Annotated in this window: 14 protein-coding genes; 11 read left to right on the top strand and 3 right to left on the bottom strand. The window is 35.5% G+C overall.

Annotated elements, in window-relative coordinates; genetic code table 11:
- Positions 1 to 130 precede the first annotated feature (130 nt).
- From RT138_RS10335 to RT138_RS10310, 6 genes are all read left to right on the top strand, one after another.
- Positions 131 to 913, top strand: coding sequence for a hypothetical protein (locus tag RT138_RS10335; RefSeq protein WP_313190625.1), 783 nt, complete (start codon positions 131 to 133; stop codon positions 911 to 913).
- A 3-nt stretch (positions 914 to 916) separates the two neighbouring features.
- A complete protein-coding gene (locus tag RT138_RS10330; protein WP_313190624.1) occupies positions 917 to 3,367 on the top strand; it encodes a DEAD/DEAH box helicase in 2,451 nt (816 codons plus the stop codon).
- Between the two features lie 2,145 nt (positions 3,368 to 5,512).
- Positions 5,513 to 6,448, top strand: coding sequence for a hypothetical protein (locus RT138_RS10325; RefSeq protein ID WP_313190623.1), 936 nt, complete (start codon positions 5,513 to 5,515; stop codon positions 6,446 to 6,448).
- Between the two features lie 1,080 nt (positions 6,449 to 7,528).
- Positions 7,529 to 8,614, top strand: coding sequence for a Fic family protein (locus RT138_RS10320; RefSeq protein ID WP_313190622.1), 1,086 nt, complete (start codon positions 7,529 to 7,531; stop codon positions 8,612 to 8,614).
- Between the two features lie 874 nt (positions 8,615 to 9,488).
- A complete protein-coding gene (locus RT138_RS10315; RefSeq protein ID WP_313190621.1) occupies positions 9,489 to 10,325 on the top strand; it encodes a DUF6929 family protein in 837 nt (278 codons plus the stop codon).
- A 346-nt stretch (positions 10,326 to 10,671) separates the two neighbouring features.
- Entirely contained in the window at positions 10,672 to 11,400 is a 729-nt protein-coding gene (locus tag RT138_RS10310) for a sulfite exporter TauE/SafE family protein (RefSeq protein ID WP_313190620.1), read from the top strand.
- A gap of 656 nt (positions 11,401 to 12,056) precedes the next feature.
- On the opposite strand, the gene RT138_RS10305 is transcribed toward RT138_RS10310, so the two are convergent.
- Positions 12,057 to 14,450 carry an FtsX-like permease family protein gene (locus RT138_RS10305; RefSeq protein WP_313190619.1) on the bottom strand — a complete coding sequence of 798 codons (2,394 nt, stop codon included), beginning with the start codon at positions 14,448 to 14,450 and terminating at the stop codon, positions 12,057 to 12,059.
- 935 nt (positions 14,451 to 15,385) lie between these two features.
- On the opposite strand from RT138_RS10305, the gene RT138_RS10300 reads away from it, so the two are divergent.
- The 3 genes from RT138_RS10300 (at position 15,386) to RT138_RS10290 (ending at position 16,874) form a co-directional block, all read left to right on the top strand.
- The gene (locus RT138_RS10300) at positions 15,386 to 15,784 is read left to right on the top strand and encodes a hypothetical protein (RefSeq protein ID WP_313190618.1); all 399 of its coding nucleotides are present in this window, start codon (positions 15,386 to 15,388) and stop codon (positions 15,782 to 15,784) included.
- Between the two features lie 56 nt (positions 15,785 to 15,840).
- Positions 15,841 to 16,299, top strand: a complete 459-nt coding sequence (locus tag RT138_RS10295; RefSeq protein ID WP_313190617.1) for a type II CAAX prenyl endopeptidase Rce1 family protein — start codon at positions 15,841 to 15,843, stop codon at positions 16,297 to 16,299.
- 62 nt (positions 16,300 to 16,361) lie between these two features.
- The gene (locus RT138_RS10290; RefSeq protein ID WP_313190616.1) at positions 16,362 to 16,874 is read left to right on the top strand and encodes an AAA family ATPase; all 513 of its coding nucleotides are present in this window, start codon (positions 16,362 to 16,364) and stop codon (positions 16,872 to 16,874) included.
- An 83-nt stretch (positions 16,875 to 16,957) separates the two neighbouring features.
- On the opposite strand, the gene RT138_RS10285 is transcribed toward RT138_RS10290, so the two are convergent.
- Complete coding sequence (locus RT138_RS10285) at positions 16,958 to 18,397, bottom strand: TlpA disulfide reductase family protein (RefSeq protein WP_313190615.1); 1,440 nt, start codon at positions 18,395 to 18,397, stop codon at positions 16,958 to 16,960.
- 263 nt (positions 18,398 to 18,660) lie between these two features.
- Here RT138_RS10285 and RT138_RS10280 point away from each other — a divergent pair, with 263 nt between their 5' ends.
- Entirely contained in the window at positions 18,661 to 20,898 is a 2,238-nt protein-coding gene (locus RT138_RS10280) for a S41 family peptidase (RefSeq protein ID WP_313190614.1), read from the top strand.
- Positions 20,899 to 20,906: 8 nt separating this feature from the next.
- On the opposite strand, the gene RT138_RS10275 is transcribed toward RT138_RS10280, so the two are convergent.
- Positions 20,907 to 21,629 carry a hypothetical protein gene (locus RT138_RS10275; protein WP_313190613.1) on the bottom strand — a complete coding sequence of 241 codons (723 nt, stop codon included), beginning with the start codon at positions 21,627 to 21,629 and terminating at the stop codon, positions 20,907 to 20,909.
- 207 nt (positions 21,630 to 21,836) lie between these two features.
- Between RT138_RS10275 and RT138_RS10270 the strand changes: the two genes are divergently transcribed.
- Positions 21,837 to 22,316, top strand: a complete 480-nt coding sequence (locus tag RT138_RS10270) for an energy transducer TonB (RefSeq protein WP_313190612.1) — start codon at positions 21,837 to 21,839, stop codon at positions 22,314 to 22,316.
- Positions 22,317 to 22,330 lie beyond the last annotated feature (14 nt).

Here is a 22,330-nt window from a genome sequence, read left to right as displayed (position 1 = left end):
ACTATTTTATACCAATGCATTTTTCATATCATTAATCATCTGTTTTGAAAAAGGAAGTGAAAATTAAGTAGCTATTATCAATGTACAACAAAAGATTATTATCTTGGAGCTTATTATAATATAAGCCATTATGACAGTAGCCTATATCAACCCATTCAAATCTGCCCATGTGTTGCAACTTGGCAACAGTAATGAATTACATATTGTTGATATTGAAGATATAGATGATGACCTCAAACAATGCTTTGATGCAAAGTTTATTAAAATTTGTGAAGGGAATTCGGGAACGGATTTGTCTCTAGTTAAATTGAGATTAAGGAATTTTTTGGGATCAAAGAGAGGTACAACAACTGAATTAGGAGCTATTGCTGAATTTATTGTACATCAATATCTCAATGAAATCGGATTTGAACCACAGTTCTTGTACTTCAATCTTGAAGAACAATCTATAAAAAAGGGATTCGACGGATACTATTTTCTAAATGGAGAAGAATGGATTTTTGAAAGTAAATCAGGTTCAATTACTACCCAGACCATTAGCCATCCTGCCAAAATCAGAGAAGCTTATTCTGACCTGAAAGATAAAGTTGCAGGGAAAGCGAATAATAATCCTTGGCAAAATGCGTATCAACATGCGAGCCAAATAGATGTTGGAGCTGTGACTACTGTAAGGCAAAATATAAAAGCTCTTTCCGATCAGTATTTGAAGGGAGTTTATTATGATGTTAAAGATTTTAATATCATTCCCGGATCGACAATATTTTTAGACGGCGCTTGGGTTGCGAGTGACCTTGTTAATCTTGAAAGTCAAGTAAAAACCTTAGTAGAGGCACTTGATTTTAAGAGGATAAAGGTAATATGTGTTACTAAGAAATCTCTTCAAGCTTTTTTAACTTACCTATCTGTCTCCTAATCTATGGAAAGCATCTCTAAACGAGAATTGACAAAGATTAACTCAATTCCAATATTCAAAGATATAATTCACAAACTCACAGTAAATCAACTGCTGGATGAGAATGAAAAGGCATACATTCTAAGTTGTGCTATACTCTTTTTAAAAACCTACAATAAAGACAAGCGTTTAAAAACATTTGCAGAATTTTCGTATTATATAATTCTCAAATACTCAATTAGCTATAATGACTTCATGCCCCTTCTTGATTTCTCATCTAATTTCGGTTTTTATCCGATAACGAAGGCAATTTTGGAGCAGTCAGATTTTGACAAATTAGACAATATTTTATTGGATCTTGAAGTTGAAAGGTTCAAAAAAGATACACATATAGAAACTATACATCAGCATGTCGAACGCATAGAATTGCTAAACAGTCAGTCATCTGACATAGGATATATAGCACCAACTTCATTCGGAAAGAGTTCGGTTATAATTGAGTACATTATAAAAAGTAATCATGATAATATCAAGATAGTAATAATAGTCCCTACAAAGTCGCTATTAATGCAGACTTATAGGATGATACGTAGTTCTAATATTGGAAAAAAAATTGTTATACATGACGAGATGTATCAAGGTCAAAATAGTTTCATAGCTATTTTTACGCAAGAAAGGGCTTTACGACTATTAAGCAAAAATAGTGATTTATCCTTTGATTTAATCTTCGTTGATGAAGCCCATAATATCCTTAAGGAAGATGAGAGAAGTATTTTGATTTCACGACTTTTGAGAAGAAATAGAAATAGAAATGAACTTCAGAAGGTTGTTTATTTATCACCTTTGGTTGACGATGTTTCAAATTTACGTGTAAACGACAAACAAAGTATTAGCGAACATAGAATTGCTTTCAATGTCAAAGAGCCCGAAATTTATGAGTACTTATTAAATGGTGATATCACAAAGTATAATCGATTTGTTAACACTCATTATAAAGTTGGATATGACAATAGTCCTTTAAGTTATGTTTTCAATGCTTCGACTGCGAAGAATTTCATCTATCATTATCGTCCTATTAAAATAGAGAATTTCTGCCAAGAACTTTCTGTTTTTTTAGAAACAAAAAATGGTCAGTTAAATTCCCTTTCGTCAGATTTGATAGAAGTTATTAGAATATTAAAATCAGAAGTTCATGAGAAATTTTACGGTGTTGACTTCTTGAAATATGGAATAATATATTTGCATGGTAAGTTGCCTGACCTTATTAAGGAATATCTTGAAAGCAAGTTCACTATTATTCCCGAGATAAGATATGTAGTTGCTAACATGGTGATTCTTGAAGGAATGAATCTGCCCATAGACAATCTATTTATTTTTAATACCCGATCTTTATATGGGAAAGAGCTAACAAACTTAATTGGGAGGGTCAATCGACTCAACCAGATTTTCAGTGCAAATAGTAATAACTTAAGTAAGCTTCTGCCGACAACCCACTTTGTTAATACGGAACGTTACAATAAAGCCAATAGTAAGATGCGTTCAAAAATTGAGCTACTTCGTTCATTCGCTTTTCGGGATCAAGTAGACAATCCGACATTGTCTGCATTTGATATTGATTCCATCAAAGGACCTAACAAAGAAGAAAAGAAAGTAAAATGCCAGACGATACAATTGAATGAGAGCTTTTTAAGTACAGAGCCATCAAGTGAAATGGAACGTATAAAGCAAAATTTAATAGATTCAGGTATATCTTCTTTTTACTCACAAATAAACACTCTTACTTCGAGAATTTCCAATGGTATAACCCAAATGAATAATGATCCTCAATGGCTTGGTTTGACCATGATGGAGAAAATTGCAAAACTTTTTGTTGTTGGCAATCTTGATATTATAACTGACCACGAGTTTTCTCGTCTACAATTTCCGCCAGCACAGAGATATTATGAAAGCTACATAACTGTTGCCCAAAAGCGTGCATTGAATCAGAATATAAACTGGCTATTTGAATATTTCAAAAGAAGAATTCGTGAAAATACTCCCAACACATATTTCGGCAGTACCTACGGTGAAGTATCAATAGAAAAAGAAAATGGAAAATTCTCGCTACCAAGTTATGTTGATCTTACAACAAAAAGCGACACAGAATTAATTAACTTGGCTATTGTGAAGCTTAAAATTGAAGATGATTTTGTAAGTTTCAAGATTAGTAAGTTCATAGCTTTTTTATATGATTACAATTTAATTAGCTTGAATGACTATAACTTGTACACTTATGGAACGACCAATCAAGACACAATTGCTTTAACTAAAATTGGTTTGAGTGTAAATTTAGTTTCAAGATTGGAAGCTGATGATCAACTGAAGAACCTTTATATTGATCAATTTGGAAATGTAAAGGCGACCTCTCAGTTTGATGTTTACAAACAACAAGCTAACGACTTTTTCCGGTTCGAGATAGAAAGATTCATTAGCTAATGTTATAAAATTTTTTCTTCGATCAAGCATATTTTCTTAGTCTCAAATTTTTCTTTGAACACCAGTTTTTTTGATTAGAGTATCTTTTTTTGTATCCAAACCTGCTTGAATTTGGGTGTCTTTCAACTGATTTAATCTCTTCAAATCTTCCAATAAAAGGTTCGAGTTTTGTACCAGCAAGTTCACAAAAAAAGCCTCACAGAAATGTGAGGCTTTTTTTGTGCCCGCTTGGGATTCGAAATGTTGCATGTTCCGGGAAGGGCTGTGGGCATGGCGGACATGCACCGAAGGCATCATTTATGGTTCGATCCGGAGAAGGTTCAGGGTAAGTGTCTGGGGATTGTGGGGCTGAACCAACCTCAGCGGGATCAGACCAAGAGAATCTCCAAGGCATTGTGCCCGCTCGGGATTCGAATAATTGCATGTTCCGGGAAGGGCTCAGGGTATGGCGGACATGCACCGCAGGGATCAATTTTGGTTCGATCCGGAGAAGGTTCAGGGTAAGTGTCTGCGGTTTGTGGGGCTGAACCATTCCCAGCGTGCAATGTCATTAAGTTAAGAAAAATCAAAATTTAGGTTCTACGTTACTTTTGAAGCCCAAAAGTAACCAAAAGGCTTCGGCCCATTTAAGGTGGCTTTTCGCACGGGCTCCCACACATGGATAGAATGCCTTGTTGTCGGGAATATCTTTCAATAGATCATCCCTTTTAATGGGATGATCTATTGAAAGCATTCAAAGGCCAATCCCATCGCGCAAGTCAACGGCATTCTATCCATTTTTCCGCCACTGGAAATGAGCCGGTTGCTAAAGGACTTCCTGCGGAAGGATGGTTGTTTGTATAAAATGGGAACCCCTGAAAGGGGTGACATCTTTGTAGAAAAACGGATCGTTAATCGGATAACCCACTGTGTGGGTGAAATATTTTTCTGAAAATCCCTACTGAATTCATTTCCAATTCTGAACGATTAGTGAAGAATATGTACGGTTCTCCTTCTAGGGGTTTTGTCATCTTCAATCGAAGATTGAAGAACTGTTCGTCAATTCAACAACGGCCGCCGTTGAGTTTGGAGGCTCGCATTTCTCTGAGATGCTTCGGGTGAACCTCAGTACAAAAAACGTTAACTTAATGACATCGCCCAGCAGGATCAGACCAAGAGAATCCCCAAGGCATTGTGCCCGCTGGGATATCCTAATATTATTTTGTCATGCTGAGAAGTAAAAATTTGGACTTAATTTATCGAAAAGAGATGGCAGCAAGTTGGCAATGAAAATAAATTAGCTCTATTATTTTTAAATATAGAACCCCTTTTGGGGTTCCATTATTTTAGCAGACATGGCACGTTAGCCTAGAAGTCGCGCAAAAACGATGTTCGATTAATCGAACATCGTTTTTGCATTACCCCTATATTGTTTACCAACCATACTAAAATAATTCATCCCCGCTGGGGATTTATGGCGGATAAAAATATTCTTCTGGTAAATAATTTGGACCTCAATGGGTAGAATCGCAGTTCTAACAGACTTGTCATGCTGAGGTTCATTCGAAGCATCTCGGAGAAACAGAAAATCAAAATCAAAACATCATAGATTGTATCAGCGAACAGGTCCTCTATCTTCGATAGAGAATGACAATTAGTTTTTTTAATTGACGTACAGATTCTTCACTGATTGTTCAGAATCTACAGGAGGTAATGCCGACAGTAACTGGACGCCTGTCATCAATATTTTTTTGCTTTGTTTTTCCATGATTTAACTGAATTATATTGTTATTGCCTTCCCACCCCGTGTGGGCTTTCGCAACAAAAGTCTTATGGAAATCGAAGCGGTACGGGAAAGTGGAAATCCGTGGAATTAGTTGGCAGGAAGTGGCGGTATTGACTAAAAAAAATAAAACAGGAAACGTTTAGAAAGGATGTTTTAAAGATTAGAATTTCTTTTATAGAAAAAGCGAAGCTTTATTTGTTTTGGACTGTGTAACAGTTATATGTGTTTTGTAAGAAAACAAGGCAGGTAGGCCCTGATTGAAATTTTTGCACTATATTTAAAGTCTCTACTTCGATTGAGGTTTAGTGCAAAAAAACACTAACGGTCATTTAATCGATACAAGCTAAAGAATTTATAAAATTCTTGCAAAACATTATAAAATGAAACAATTCACCCATTTACTATTTGCTTTACTTTTAATAAGCTTTTTTTCCTGTTCAAAGGATGACCTTACTTCAACTGATCCGTCATCTACATCCATCGATTTTGAAGGAGAGGGAGGTGTAAAGAATATATCTTTTACAAATAAAGATTGGAAAATCACAAAAGTGGTAAACCAAGATAACAATCAAACCATTTTTGGTAATATTTATTCGTTTGACGGAAATTTAATTCAAGAAAACAAAATATTGGAATTAGATAGCTTTGGAAGCTTAGAAGCAATTTGGTCTGATAAAGGATTTATTATTAAACATGAAACTGAAACATCTGTAGTCATTCAGCTAAAAGAAAATTTCACGAATAAGAATTTTCACTTTATCATTTTCTTAGAATCGGGTAACGGCACAAAGGAAATAGCAATAAATCAAAAACCATCTCAAGGGTACACAATAAAAAACATTAAATACACCATAGAGAACAATGACAACGATTCGATATTTGTGGAAAAAGGGAGTACTCATTCCTTTAATATTAATTCGACTACACAACAGGGTTTTTCATTTGATCCGTTTATAAATTCATTTGAACTTTCTCAATTTAAAAGTAACTCCGAAAGTGCATTCCCTTGGAAATTGACAGACTCTATATCGATAGAAATTCCTGCTCAAATCATAGATAATAAAGTGTTTACAAATGATGCAACATCCTTTTATTCAAATAGCCTAATTCAAAAACACAGTAAGTTTAAAGGACAAATCACAAAAGTAGCAATACCGCAAGGTCAGTCCAAGTTTATCGTTGAGCTTGAATATCGAAAACGACAAGTATCCTACATACTACATTTAGTGAATAATAGGACAAACGAAGATAAAATTATTACAGGTAAATGGGTTGAAACTGCACCAACCGGAAATTATAAAATCGAGTGGCAATAGTTATAAAATTAACACGGAGTCTAAGTTCAAGTACTTGGTGCTTTCCACACAACTAATCCTGTGAGGATTGGTTTCATATTACCGTGTTTCCATAGCTATAATATTGGCTTTTGGTCTCGGGCATGGATGGTATTTATTTCCTCGCCGAAATCCTCAAAGTGTTGTTTCAATATGTTGTGCAGTAATCTGTCAGCGTGATTTCCCCGTCTTCGAGAACACAGACGATACGGGATAATTTCTTGAAATAATCAGTCCGGTATCTTTAACCGTCCAAACTCGACATCAAATGTGAAGCTTAACTTTCTGATCTCTAACGGGAAATTCTGAAATCTCGGTAGAAAGTGTAAATCCTTTGGACTCCAGCTTACTTTTTTCATAACCTACTGTAGCGATATTAAGTTCATCTAAATAGATGTGGAGTCAATTGTCGACTTGATTTACTTTCCATAATCTGAAAGTATTCAAAAAGTCCTTCGGACATCAATAAGGAGAGTATTTCACTTTCAGTATCTTGCAAGGAATATCTGTTTAAAAAATCCTAAATCAGGAAATTTACAGTATTCCTCCCGAGAATTCAGCTTGATCCCATGTTCCGGGAAGGGCTGTGGGCATGGCGGACATGCACCGCAGGCAGCATTTATGGTTCGATCCGGAGAAGGTTCAGGGATTGTGTTTGGGGTTTGTGGGGCTGAACCAACCTCAGCGGGATCACCTCTTGGGACAAATCTAAAAACAACAAGTTAGCTTCCTTTTTTATATCCTTATAATCCACTGGTATTCTGACAGATATACACTGAATACACTATTATCTTCGGGGTTCGATGTTGTGTTTTAGGCGTTTCATGGTCTGTATGAATGTTACAAAACGGTTTGGTCGAATCAATATCATCATGATAAGAAAGTTTACATGAGATTATTATCATGTATAGAAAAAACAATTATATTTGCATGATAAAGTATTCGTGTATAAAAACTTTGCATGATGAATCCGATATGATTAATAACCAGCATAAAGTTCAAGAGTAATGTTTATTATTAATCAAAGGTTCCACTAGACACCTACAAACAAAAAATAAACAGATGAAGCTAAATACTGAAATCCCATATAACAACTTACCCCAGTTACCCGTATCGTTATCGAAAATCGAGACTGTCCCCATATTACGACAGGTAACCAAGTCTGCCATTGCTTTAGCAGAACTGAAAGGCTTAGTCCATACATTACCCAATCCATCTATCCTGTTAAATGCGGTCATCCTTAAAGAAGCACGTAGTAGTTCTGAGATTGAAAACGTCATCACAACACACGACAAATTATATCAGGCACTTTCTGCGAAGGGAATAGAAATAGATACAGCCACCAAAGAAGTATTGCGTTACCGAGAAGCCATTATTAAAGGGTACCACTCCGTACAGAAGCGAGGCATTCTGAACACCAATACGATTATAGCCATACAAAGCGTGTTGGAAGAGAATAATGCTGGATTGCGTAAACTGCCGGGAACAGCGTTGAAAAATGCGACAACGGGAGAAGTCATCTACACACCGCCCGATGACAAAGAAGCTATACTGGCATTGATGAAGAATCTCGAAGACTATATCAATGAAAAAGACGAAGTATCTCCTTTGATCAAGTTGGCTATACAGCATTACCAATTTGAGAGCATCCATCCATTTTATGACGGCAACGGTAGGACTGGACGTATACTCAATGTGCTGTACTTGTTCCTGCACGGCTTACTGGATAGCCCGGTGCTATACCTTAGTGAATACATTATTAAGCATAAGTCTGATTATTACCGCCTACTTCAGCAAGTCAGGACAACCGACCAATGGGAAGACTGGATACTGTTCATGTTGAAGGCGGTAGAAGAGACATCCCGACAGACCATACAGCAGATTGACTCCATAAAAACGTTGTTTGCCCAAACACAGGAGAGGATGAGAACCAAAGCACCAAAGGTGTATAATAAGGAGCTATTGGAACTTATTTTTGAACAACCTTACAGTAAGATCGAATTTGTAGTCGAAAGAATGGGCGTTTCAAGGATTACTGCGTCAAAATACCTGAAAACGCTGGAACAACTTGGTGTATTAGCTCCCAAAAAAATATGGAAAGAAACACTTTATATCAATAAGGCTTTATTTGATATATTGAAAAAGTAATTTTATCTCATTTTCAAAAAAAACATGCACTAAAGAGTTCGAGTTTCGCACCAGTGGGTTCGAATAGTTGCATGTTCCGGGAAGGGCTGTGGGCATGGCGGACATGCACCGAAGGCACAAATTATGGTTCGATCCGGAGAAGATTCAGGGAATGTGTCTGGGGTATGTGGGGCTGAACCAACCCTAGCGGGATCAGACCAAGAGAATCCCCAAGGCATTGTGACCGCCGGAATATCCTAATATTATTTTGTCATGCTGAGAAGTAAAAATTTGGACTTAATTTATCGAAAAGAGATGGCAGCAAGTTGGCAATAAAAATAAATTAGCTCTTTTATTTTTAAATATAGAACTCCTTTTGGGGTTCCATTATTTTAGCAGACATGGCACGTTAGCCCGTAAGTCGCGCAAAAATGATGTTCGATTAATCGAACATCGTTTTTGCATTAACCCTATATAATTCAAAACCATTCATGCTAAAAGAATTCATCCCCGCTGGGGATTTATGGCGGATAAAAATATTCTCTGGTAAACAAATATGGACATCAATGGGTAGAACTGCAGTCCTAACAGACTTGTCACGCTAAGGTTCATCCGAAGCGTCCCGGAGAAACACAAAATCAAAAACATCATAGATTATATCAGCGAACAGGTCCTTCTAATAATCAAACCCCTTAGAAAGAATTCCTATTATAAGGTTATTCCCTTTGATAATTGCTGAAGGATTGTTTCAAAAATATCAAATTGGACCTGCCTTGTCCGATCTGCCCCTTCCCATTGAACATTCGATTAAGAATTAATGAGATACTTATTGCTCCTTCATGAAAATAGGATATATTAGATACACGATCTCTTGAAAATATGATAGGTTAACATTATGCATGAGTTTTATTTAAAGGACTTTTTAGATATCCCTGGAATCAGTTCAGCCTCTGGAATAGAATTTTGGGAGGGTCAAATCTATATCGTATCAGACAACAGCAATTATCTTTACGATTACCGAATAACTGAGAATCAACTGTATAGACATGTCCTTTTACAGAGTCCGCAGATGGAAAGGATCGAAAAACCCCAAAAAATTGATCTGGAAGCAATGGTATTTACGGAGGAAAGGATATATACTTTCGGATCGGGTTCAACTGCTGCCCGGGAACGAGGATTTTCCATTTCGAGAAACGACTGGAATAGCACTGAGCTAGACCTGGGAAACCTGTTCAGTGCCATGAAAAAGTCAGCTAACATTTCCTCTTCTGATTTTAATATCGAAGGTGTAGCAATGCATGGAAATAGTTGGCTGTTCCTGAACCGTGGAAATGGCCCAGCTGGACGGAATGTAATTTTCAAAGTCGATGGAGATGATTTGATCAATGACTTCGTGATAACTTGCTTTGACATCGATTTACCGCAGATCGATGGTCTGCTATTTGGTTTTTCAGGTGCTGCTGTGCAGGGTGATTCACTTTATTTCATCGCAACCGCAGAAGAAGGACTATCTACTTATGAAGACGGAAAAATCGGAGGAACAGTATTCGGAAAATTCGATTTAATCAATATGAAAATTGATCACTGTCAAAAAATCTCGAATGATCAAAAATTCGAAGGGATTACATACTATGAATTGCAGCCCGAAATGATCTCATTCCTATTGTGTGAGGACAGCGATGGAAGTTCAGATTTAACTACGATATATAGACTCGATTTTAAACTTTCGTAAAGAAAATGCCCATTTATCTAAAATATTCTGACCCAATCCATTTATCTGCATGCTAGCCTTCAATATTCAAACAAATTCTTAAATCTTCCATCACCGAGAAAGGTATTTACAAATATTAAACCGAACTCGGTGAATTGACTTCTGAGAGCTTATATCTAGGTATTAATAGGTGCTATAATTTATTTTTTGGCCCCCTTCCTACTCACCTTTGATTAAGCCTCAAAATTGTTATTGAACGATAAGAATATTTGCGAAGATTACCTCCAAAATATGACGTTTTTCACTAGCCATTCCGATATTATTTTTGTAAATTAGAGTGTTGAAAAACAACTAACTACATCCTGTTTTGACAATATTTTTTATCCTTATTATTAGTTTTTTCGCTTCTTTGGTACGGTCGACTTTAGGTTTTGGCGAAGCGTTAATTGCAGTTCCGTTTTTCCTTTTATTTTTGCCCGTAGATGTTGCAGTTCCGCTGGCAGTTATGTTGTCCATTGTCATTGCTCTTGTGGTCGTGATACAAGACCATAAAAAAATCCATTTTCACAGTGCCAAATGGTTGATTTTTTATGCTATTCTTGGCCTGCCTTTGGGTATCCTTATCCTGACCTATGCTAATGAAACAATCGTAAAGACTGGGCTTGGTGTACTCATTATCGTGTATTCACTTTATTCCCTCTATTTTACAAAAAATAAGGCCTTGCAGGAGGACAGTAAGTTCTGGCTCTTCGTATGCGGGTTTTTATCTGGAGTTTTTGGTGGAGCGTATGGCCTAAATGGCCCGCCACTCGTTGTTTACGGAAATCTGAGGCAATGGAGCGCAAAACATTTTAGGGCCACCCTACAGGCCTATTTTTTACCGGTCAGTCTGTTAAGTGTCGTGGGTTATTATGCAAAGGGATTGATCACGACAGAGGTTAATACTTATTTTCTCTATTCGCTGATCACAACCATTCCGGCAATATTTTTAGGTAGGTACCTAAACCATAAATTAAAAGATGGTACATTCTTTAAATATGTTTATTGGGGGCTGATGTTGATCAGTGTTGTTTTGATTGTCAGCACTTTAGTGTAAGGGGTAGAATGAAATCTATCTGAAGATGAACATTACATTCTGCCAAAGAAAAACAAAATGGTTATAAAATTTAAGATGTACTAACCCAATTGGGCAATGTCTTTAAGTTAAGGGAAAACATATAAGAACTATCCCAAGGAGCAAGAACTGCAATTTGTATCCTTCTGATCTTGAACAATTCGTCAAGAATCTATTGTTTTATCGCCCTACCCCCTTGTCATCCTTAACCGAAGGTTAAGGAACTGTTCGCTTTCCATGCCTTAAACTCATCGAGACTATAAGCTTGTATTACAAAAACAACGGAAGCATCTACGAGAACAGCGAACATATAATATTTTAGAACTTCATTTTTTGTATTGGCGTACAGTTCCGCAATCGAAGATTGCGGATGAAACAGTAAAATATTAGAGAACCATACAGATTCTTCAATGATCGTTCAGAACCAAAGGATTTAAGAGCGGAATTCCTTCCAAATACGCCTCCTGCCTCTACTCCATGGCCCTCCTACAATAAAGATTAAAAACCTATAAATCAGTACAATATATGACATTTTTGATCTTGAACTTTTGCATTAATGGCTACTTTAGATAAACCTCAGTATTACACAAAAAGTCTTAACTTCATTCCATAAAAAAATCCCAACCATAAAACCAAACCTATTCATCCCTTAGACTTTCTACTGGATTAGCTCTTGCCGCTTTAATTGAAAGAAAAGCCATTGTTAGAAAAGCAATTAACAAAGTTGCTAAGGCCGGAATAAAAAACATCCATATTTTTAAGGGGACCTTATAACTGAAATCCGACAACCAATGATTGATAGCCCACCATGCTATGGGTGTTGCAATTAAGATGGAAATCAAAATTAATATTACATAATCTACTGAGAGTAGTTTGACTATTCCACTGACCGTACTTCCCAAAACTTTTCTTATTCCAATTTCTTTAGTCCTTTGGAAAGTCGCAATGCTTATCAATCCAATTAAACCTAAACAGCTTAAAAATATGGTGATTACGGCTGATGAATTAATGATTTTTGAAAATTTCCTCTCGTTTTCATACAAGTTTTTCATCTTATCATCATAGAACTGAAGATTAAATGAGCCGTCTTTATAAAATGCTTTCCATTCTTTTTCTATAGTTGATAAAGCTTCATTCCAGTCATTGGTATTTTGAGAAAGTTTAATGTTCATATATCCAAGTGAAAGTGGCCAGTTGGTTGCAATAAACGAAATTGGCCTAATTTCTGAATGTAATGTTTGACTATTGAAATCGTCATATACTCCAACAATTTCTCTTGTTTTGCTTTCATTTGTTTGAATCCTTTTACCTATCGCTGAACTCGGTTTATCAAAACCTAGCATTTCTGCAGTTCTTTTAGTAATGGCTATATTGCTAATGGAATCCTTAACTGTTAGATCTCTTCCAGCAAGAAGTTTAAGATTAAAAAGCCTTCCGTATCTTTCATTTACCCCTTTATTGGAAGTCTGGATTTTTTGGCCCTCAAAACTTTCTAAAAATAGTGAACTAACTCCATTTTCTAATGGTAAACGACCTAATGCAACATCTTGTATTTTGGGATTTGATTTTAAGATATCCACAAGTACATTTGGATCCTTACTTAATCCAGAACGAATTGTTTTTGGAAGCTGAATGTTTACAATAGCATTGTGCTCAAACCCCAAATCTTTATTCATCATAAATTTTAACTGTAACCCAATCAGTAAAGATGTAACAACAAAAAATTGAGCCACGATAAACTGTAGAACGATTAATACTTTTTTAATAGATAGATTACCAAATTTAATGTGGGTTAGGGATTTATGTTTCAGGACTTCCACGACCTGAACTTTATTCGCTAAATAAATCGGATAGATGCTTGTACAAGCTACCAGTACAATCAATAAAATTGTTAGGAATAAAGCAACTTCTTTAATATCATTTACAAAATGAAAGTTTTCCGGTACATATTCTTGAATTTGAGAAAAGATTAAATCCTTTAAAAAGAATGCTAAGAAGAAAGATATCAGACATATAATAATCGTCTCTAAAACAAAAGTCAATGCTAGATGTTTTGGACGTTCGCCCATCGTTTTACGAATGCCAATATCCTTTGCTCTTTCCGGAATCTGGGAGGTAGAAATATTAATAAAATTGATGACAGATAAACCCAATAGAAAAACTGCAATTCCGATGATTCCATAGAGCGTTTTTTTATCAACAGAATTATGCATAAAAGAACTGAAGTGAAGCTGTGATAATGGTACAAAAACAAACTTCATTTTTCCAGATATCTTTCCATTTGAAAGTTCTGATTCAAGTCTATCGTTGATAATCTTTAAAAGGTTTGTTTTGTTTATTTCGGAGCTCACTTTAATAAACAATTGGTTTTGGGAGGAACCTCCCAAAAAACCTGTACTACTCCAATCATTTTTATCTATGGCAATAAATTCTTTTCCTGAAAAATTACTTACTGAATTGAGATCTTCCACAATTCCGGTGACGGTGTATTGTGTAGTATCATATACGACAGTTTTCCCTATGACCTCTTCAGGATTCAATTCGGGAAAGTAAAATTTTGACCTTGACGAGGTTAAAATTACTTCGAATGGACTTCTGAAGATTTTTTGTTTACTGCCCGCAAGCCATTTATAGTTTACTAGATCAAAATAATTTCTGTTGATTGCTTCTAAATAATCAGGAGAGTTATGAATGGAGAGCTCATCTTCTTCATGATCAATGATTACTTCCTTAACGTATTTACCATAGATTGGAACGCATAATTCGCTATTAGAAACATAATCTTCAATAAACGGGGCAAGACCCAAAGGTGCATAATTTGAAAATGATTCGTTCCCATCAATAGTTTCTTGTATAATTACCTTATATACATCCTCCCTTTCCGATAGATTCCTATCAAAACTGAATTCATAATTTACAAATCTGAAAATAACCCAGCAAACCGAAATTCCAATTGCCAACCCAACTATATTTAGGCTAGTAAAAAATTTGTTTCGCCACAGATGTCGAATAATTTGATTGAGCTTTTTCATATTTTTCGTTTATTTCAGTTTTTATATCAATTGGTAATCTATGCCTAGCATTAGCTCTCTTATCTCATAAGTGTGTTTCGAATCTTAAAACATCCTTTCTACAATTTTTAGATTAGCATGTTATAAAATTCTTTCTATGGATTAATAATATTTAAAAGCTATTAATATTTTTACCAACAATCAGTCTGCCATTCCAACACAATGCTGATTATCAATGAAATATACAATTCCTTTATTTCATTATTGTTCACTATCGGACAAGGTTCTGTCCAGTATTGAACGGTAAACATCTAAAAACCAGAGAAGATATTCTAGTTGATTCTATAGCCTTAAAAGAAACCATTTAACGGACAATGAGTAGCAAGGACTGGGCTTTTAAGAACAAAGTAGAACAATCCCAAGGAACAAGAACAGCAGGTTGTATCTTTCTGATCCTGAACAATTCGTCAAGAATCTTTTGTTTTATCGCCCTACCCCCTTGTCATCCTTAACCGAAGGTTAAGGAACTGTTCGACGATGCAAGCCTTAAACTCATCACGACTTTAAGCTTGTATTATAAAAACAACGGAAGCATCTACGAGAACAGCGAACATTTAATATTTTAGAATTTCATTTTTTGTATTGGCGTACAGTTCCGCAATCTTCGATTGCGGATGACACGGGATAATATTTGAGAACCGTTCAGATTCTTCAATGATCGTTCAGAATCAAAAGAATTAAAAGCGGAATTCCTTCCAAATGCTCATCGAATTCTGAATGGATACTGAGCCCTTCGGGTTCCTTTATTTTAGGATTTCTTTATTTAAGAAACACGGGATCTGAGCATGGTCCTTTGAGGTTTTTCATTATCTTTAAAATTAAGTAAGCGTATCATTCAAACTGAAGAAAGCGTCTATTTGATGAGAATTTACTACTATGAATAGAAATTATATTACATGAGAATATCCTTTATTCTATTGGTTTTGCTAGTTATTGGCAAGGCTTCATTTGGACAGAACACAGAAATTATTGATAGAGTGTCTACCCCTTCCCTGTTGATGGAAGATGGAATTAGCAGAAAGGGCATGGACTTACAAAAGTTTGTAGAATCGATCTATATCAATGCCAGCCTTTTGTATAACAATTCATTGCCTAGCCTTAAATCTGGAGAATATTATGTAATAATCGACAAAAGGGATACGACACAGACTGTACGATCAATGACATCTGATCTAAAAGGTTTATCGGTTGAAAATTTAGAGGAATTATCCTATAAAAAATCATTGGGCTCAGATGTAATTCATGGTACTTTTGGGAGATTATTCGGAATGGTAACCATAAAACTGAAAGAATAAAAAATTACTAAAAAAGTATTGTTCCTATATTTTTACACTTTGGAGAATAATTATCAATGTTCAATTTAAAACCTATCCCAAGTCAGCAAAATTTAAAATACTTTTTCTGGTTTTTAATTTTAAAACTCATTATCGGAGCTATTACAAGTGGAATCGCTTATCTAATCGATCCTTCTTCGCTTCAAAATCCAGCAGATGATTATGGAATACTATTTACAACATTTCTGTTGTTAATATTTGCTCCAATAATTGAAACTCTAATCTATCAATTCCTGGTCATTGAAATATTAAGAAAGATAAAGATCCCCCCTGGCCTGATCATCTCTTTTTCCGCAATCCTTTTTGGTTTATCACACCATTACCACGTTTTTTATATAATAGCCACAACAATCAGTGGTATTATTTACGCGTTATATTATTTAAAATTAAGGCCTCAAGGAAAACTAAACGCAATATTAGGAGTAACGGGATTACACTTCTTATCGAACCTTGTCGCATTGCTTAGTGACCTTTAAAGGTTGTCTATTAAGAATATTAATAGCATCCATTTACACTCGCCGAATCTATTACCTTAGTCATGAAAATAGCGATAATAGGCAGCCACAATGTTGGCAAAACTACCTTAGCGGAGGAGCTTTTGGAGCGATTACCGGACTATAGCTTCGAAATTGAACCTTATTATCAACTGGAGGGATCAGGATTTGCGTTTTCAGTAACCCCAAGTGCAGATGATTTTGTAGAGCAGTTTAACTTTTCATCCAAATTGATTTCGCAAAGTTTTGATAAGGTGATCTTTGACCGTTGCGGACTGGATATCATGGCGTACCTTTATGTTCTAGATCCCCATTGTGACATACAGTCTTATTATAAATCAGCACAAACTATAATGTCGGAAATCGACCTACTGGTATTTGTTCCAATTGAAGATCCAGACCGGATAGCGGAACATCAAGTAACCTTTCCAAAACTTAGACGTCAGGTTGATGAAGTGCTACATGATTGGATAGATGAGTTTGGTAAAGACGTGATTGCAGTCCATGGAAGCTTATCGGATCGCGTGAATCAGGTACTTGGTAGAATTAATACGTAGGAACTGATTTAGCCATGTCTTTTAAGACCTTTTTATAGTTCACACATTAAGACATTAAGGACCAAACTAAGCAGTATAGCTTATTAAAGAACTGATTTGATCCAACTATCAATGGTCTTGTAAAGATCTTGAGGAAGTGTTTCGGAATGCTTTATTTCACCATTCTTATCGATCAACATATAATGAGGAATTGCATCGATGTTATTTCTATCGTTAATTAATTTTTGCTGAGCTTTTGTAATATAGAAATGCTCACCTGTTAGCTTTTCCGTAAAGTTATGCCATAGATTAAGGTCAGACGTTTCATCGGTAAGATACAGGAAAACAAAATCTTTATTGTTTTTATATTTATCCTTGAGTGGTTTTATGGTTTCAAAAGCTGATATGCATGGCCCACACCATGTAGCCCAAAAATCTATTAATACTACCTTCCCCTTATATTTAGCGATGATATCTTGGAATACATCTTCTTTTTCAGCTGGGAATGGCAAGTAGTGTATATTGGAAGCAACAGCTTGGGATGTAATGAGTTCATTTTGTCGGAGCAGGCTGGTCTTGTAAATATTATTATAAAAATAATTTAGGATGTCAACTTGCTGTGTAGCTGTTAAACTAGGGCCTGAGGCCAGCTTTTCTAAATAGGCGATGGCAATCAGATGTTCATAGAATTCCCTTTCATCTGTACCCAAGCTACTTTTAAATATGCGCTTTAGATAATCTTGATATATAATTGGACCAACTTTCAACAAATCAGGGAGGTTAAGGGCAGAATCACGCAAAACCTCTTTATATACGAAATTTGACATTGGGAGATCCATGTCCAATAATGCTGCTTTATCTCGGAAAACTGCTTGATAAAATTCAAATCTCCTTTCCAGATTAGTGTCTATCAACAGTTCCTTTTTTGTACTTAATGCATATAATATTTCGGTAATTTCGATTACATCAGAACCTATTTCTCGAATGATGGTATTTTCCGTCGAGGAATTTAAATGGGCCTTCTTCTTTATGGTTCTTTCCTTTACGTAATGCATCAATTCATTCACATTTTTTACGTCAAACGTTTTCCGTGTCCAGGTATCAACGTCATTTTGAATAAAAAAATAGTTCTTGAATAAATCCGCATACTGATTGGAGTTCTGAAACAGTGTTTTATAGCCTCCTGAATAATTAATCACGAAATTATCTTCCTTATCAAAGACTAATTCGAGGGTATCGTTTCTATTTGATTCAATAAAGGTTGAATAATATTTATTGTTCGAGATGAAATAATAACTAGTCAGGTAGGGATTGAAGAATTTGGCAAAATAAGTTGAATCATTGAGTTTCTCAAGCTTCAAAAGACGCTCCCCCGTGAGGGCATCTCCTTTACCAAAGGATTGTAGGTCGAAATCTTTCGGATAATTCCCCTTTAATTGAAATTGAATGCTGCTGTAACCTGGTTGATCCTTCTTTTGAGCAATAGCTTGAATTGATGGTAGGACGAATAAACAAATAATTAAAGCAAGGAAAGTAGTTCGCATAGAAGAAAATTTAGTGGTTTACAAAAGCTTAATTACCTTAATTTAGTGATTTATAATGAAAAGTTTAGGTAATATTCAAAAGAATCCACATCAAACAAGAATGGTGGAGAGCTTATAATGGTTGTTGAAAAATATTTCTGTATTAAAAAGGGTATAGTTATCTCGGATATTATTATTACTTCACATATTATTTAGTTATTTTTAATTTATTAGCACATAGATTAATTTACTAACTATTGACCAATCATTTATAGAAGCCGATTATGAAAAAACACCTTCTCAATTTCCTAATTATCCTGTTAATTCCAATCTATGGATGTTCTCAAAATCTAAACAGATCAAATGATCAGCATTTAAACCTTGACTTTGAAAAATTCAATAATGGATATCCCATCGAATGGATAGATTTCGGAGAAGGTGATTACAAAATCTATATCGATTCCAATCAAGCTAAAAACGGAAAATATGCTGCCGTAATCGAGAGTACCGAAGGCAACCATGTGTTTAAAGCTCTGGCATTTACCCTTCCCAATAACTATCAAGGCAAAACCATTCGCCTGACCGGCAGTATCAAAACCGAAGGCGTTACGGATGGATATGCAGGCCTTTGGATGCGAATAGATCCTCAGCTGGCTTTTGACAACATGGACAAACGAGGGGTAAAAGGCAATTCAGATTGGAAAGAATATGAAATAACTTTAAAATTAAATCCTGCGAAAACGGAAAGAATTCTAATTGGAGGCTTACTTACTGGGAAAGGAAAAATGTGGTTAGATAATTTACAGGTTTCAATCGATGGGAAAATAATTGGGAAAGATGAAATCGAAATATATAAACGTGATTTACTACCAGCTGATAAGGACAATGAGTTTGACAAAGGCTCAAATATTACTTTCCCAACTTTGACCAATGAATCCATCAACAACCTTGAATTGCTAGGTAGAATTTGGGGATTCATGAAATACCATCACCCAGAAGTTGCAAAAGGAAAGTATAATTGGGATTATGAATTGTTCAGGATCTTACCTCAATATGTAAATTCAAAAAATAACCAGGAACGCGATAAGGTAATTACAACATGGATTGAAAAATATGGAAAAATAGCAGCTTGCACGACCTGTAAACCTAGCCCAGAAAATGCTGTTTTAAAGCCTGACCTGTCTTGGATTGAGAAATCAAACCTATCAAATGAAATTAAAGTCTTGCTGAATGAGATTTACAACAACAGAAATCAAGGTGAAAACTATTATATTAAACTCCATCAATTCGTTAACAATCCTGATTTCACTAACGAGAAACCATACAGCAATATGCCCTATCCTGATGCTGGCTTTAGATTATTGGCTCTATACAAGTATTGGAATATGATGAACTACTTTAATCCCTACAAACATCTGACTGAAAAAGATTGGAACACGGTATTGAAGGAATATATTCCAGGATTCCTAAATGCTGAAAATGAGTTGGAATATGAGCTGCTGGCCTTGCAAATCATTGCTGACGTCAAAGATACACATGCCAATTTAAGGGAAGGCGGAGATAAGATACAGGAATTAAGGGGCAAGAACTTTGCTCCTTTCAAAGCGGAATTCATCGAGGACAAATATGTTGTGACGGATTATTATAATCCTGAATACGCAGATCAAGCTAAGTTAAATGTCGGCGATATCATAACCCATATCAACGGAAAGGTAATTGATTCGATAGTGGACAGCTTAGCACGGTATTATCCGTCTTCCAATCATTCCGTTATGCTAAGAGATATTTCTGCTGACCTGCTAAGGTCAACAAACAGTTCCTTGCATATTAAGTATGTGACGGATGGTAAAAGCCTTCAGCATGAACTCCCATTATTTGATAGAGCAAAACTAAAGATGTATGGCATGTACAGGATCAATCAGGATGAAAAAGCATATAAGATCTTAGATGGAAATATTGGTTATATCACCTTAGCAAATATCAAAAATGAGGACTTCCATATGATAAAAAAATCTTTTAAGGATACGAAGGGTATTATCATTGATATCAGGAACTATCCATCCAGTTTTGCTCCATATGCATTGGGACCATTTTTTCTTTCAAAACCTACAGCATTTACAAAATTTACCTTTGCAAACCCGAAAAACCCTGGAGAATTTACTTTCACCAATCCTGTGACCATTAATCACGATCCGTTATATTACAAAGGGAAATTGATCATTTTGGTCAATGAAATATCCCAAAGCCAAGCAGAATTTACGGCAATGGCCTTCAGGGCAGTGAGCAATTCAAAGATTGTCGGCAGTACCACAGCTGGAGCTGATGGAAATGTTTCAGTAATCTTATTGCCTGGTGGATTGAGGACCTCAATTTCTGGGATTGGGGTTTATTACCCTGATGGAACTGAAACCCAAAGGGTGGGCATCATTCCAGATATAATCGTAAAACCTACCATTAAGGGAATCAAAGATGGTCGAGATGAAGTTTTAGATAAAGCCCTTGAACTGATAAATATGAATTAAGAACCTATTTATTTCGTAGTAATGATAGCTACTCCATTTTTAGCTCTTTCGCCATACAGTGAGTCTGCCTTTTGCTGATTTAGGATTTCGAAAGATTTTATCCTTTTTGGATTCCTTCTTTCAAAGCGGGTGTAGTCCTCTTCTTTTCCATTTACGAATAACAATGGAACACCTATCCGCTTTATTGCGCCGTTCTTTTTTTGCCAAGCATCCCAACCGCTAGGTCCTATCCTTAGTTGGTATCTAAGGCGAGTCTTCAATTGGTATTCAGCATCTGCTAAGGTCATGAGAAATTGCTCTTGAGCTTTTCTTCGATCTATAACGGTTTCAATCTCTTCTAGATACTTATGGAAGCTTTCTAATTCTGTTGGAGACATTCCAGGTTCATAACTGCTGATCTTATAGTTTCGACCAGCAGTTCTATATGTGATTTCAAAAGTGAAATAACCGGATTTTTGTTTATTATTTGACTGAATACTTAGAAGTTTGGTCTTATCAACTAACCTGAGAAACTTTGTTTTCTCTTTATCTGATAATGGCAATTTATGATAGGTACCTGCTGTACTATCCATCCTACCAAGATTAGGACGAATTTGCTGCCATAGAAAAAGTGAATCATTGGAATACTCCAATTCAGCGATCCTTAGATACGTTAATTCGGATGATTTTATTTGGCCTTGACTAATAAAAGGGATTAAAAATATGATAAATATGGATAGTATTATTTTCATAAAAAGGTATTAATTAAGGATGGTTATTAATATAGCTAGACTAATGGTTTTGATATCGTCATTATTAAATAATAAGTCAATCTTATCCCTATCCTTTAATTAGGATTAAATTTTACAGAAAGTTACATAAAATTTTAATCTTATTTCGATAACTTGAGGTTTTTAACCAACCAAAGGAATTAATAACCTAAAAACAATTTAACCAATATGAACCCTTTTAATAAATTTACTGTCCTACTTATTTTGTCTATTTGCTCAATCAGTCCCCTATTTGGACAAACCTGGATTCAAAAATCTTTTAGCCAAGCCATCGAAAGTGTGATGATGAGGCAATATATTGAAGATTCATCCTTGACCAATAAATTTCAACCTGTGGATAAGAACGCTGTACCTACAATAGGGCCTTATGATTTTGTCCAAAAAATTAATAAGAGCTATCGATTTCCAAACGATGCGATAGACCATAAAGTTGAGGGCTATGTAGAAGTAAGATTTTATGTTGATGAAAAGGGAAATGCAATGGATTATAAAATAGTTCGTGACCTGGGCTACGGAACAGGACCTGAACTCGTAAAGAGATTAAATACCCATGAATCTTGGTTTCCTGCGAAATACAAAGGAAAAGATATAGGCGTATGGATTAATTACGTCCTATATCTAAATTTCCGTGATCTCACTATCAATTAATTATTGGATCTGAT

The sequence above is a fragment of the Sphingobacterium sp. genome, assembly GCF_032065005.1.
In the GTDB taxonomy this organism is placed as follows: domain Bacteria; phylum Bacteroidota; class Bacteroidia; order Sphingobacteriales; family Sphingobacteriaceae; genus Sphingobacterium.
The sequence above is the reverse complement of the archived record's forward strand: the minus strand, read 5'-3'. Positions and strand labels throughout refer to the sequence as shown.

Coding starts and splice junctions, on each gene's coding strand:
- RT138_RS10300 (WP_313190618.1), top strand. CDS start 15,386: ATGAGAATATCCTTTATTCTATTGGTTTTGCTAGTTATTGGCAAGGCT.
- RT138_RS10325 (WP_313190623.1), top strand. CDS start 5,513: ATGAAACAATTCACCCATTTACTATTTGCTTTACTTTTAATAAGCTTT.
- RT138_RS10315 (WP_313190621.1), top strand. CDS start 9,489: ATGCATGAGTTTTATTTAAAGGACTTTTTAGATATCCCTGGAATCAGT.
- RT138_RS10280 (WP_313190614.1), top strand. CDS start 18,661: ATGAAAAAACACCTTCTCAATTTCCTAATTATCCTGTTAATTCCAATC.
- RT138_RS10335 (WP_313190625.1), top strand. CDS start 131: ATGACAGTAGCCTATATCAACCCATTCAAATCTGCCCATGTGTTGCAA.
- RT138_RS10270 (WP_313190612.1), top strand. CDS start 21,837: ATGAACCCTTTTAATAAATTTACTGTCCTACTTATTTTGTCTATTTGC.
- RT138_RS10330 (WP_313190624.1), top strand. CDS start 917: ATGGAAAGCATCTCTAAACGAGAATTGACAAAGATTAACTCAATTCCA.
- RT138_RS10285 (WP_313190615.1), bottom strand. CDS start 18,397: ATGCGAACTACTTTCCTTGCTTTAATTATTTGTTTATTCGTCCTACCA.
- RT138_RS10290 (WP_313190616.1), top strand. CDS start 16,362: ATGAAAATAGCGATAATAGGCAGCCACAATGTTGGCAAAACTACCTTA.
- RT138_RS10305 (WP_313190619.1), bottom strand. CDS start 14,450: ATGAAAAAGCTCAATCAAATTATTCGACATCTGTGGCGAAACAAATTT.
- RT138_RS10275 (WP_313190613.1), bottom strand. CDS start 21,629: ATGAAAATAATACTATCCATATTTATCATATTTTTAATCCCTTTTATT.
- RT138_RS10295 (WP_313190617.1), top strand. CDS start 15,841: ATGTTCAATTTAAAACCTATCCCAAGTCAGCAAAATTTAAAATACTTT.
- RT138_RS10320 (WP_313190622.1), top strand. CDS start 7,529: ATGAAGCTAAATACTGAAATCCCATATAACAACTTACCCCAGTTACCC.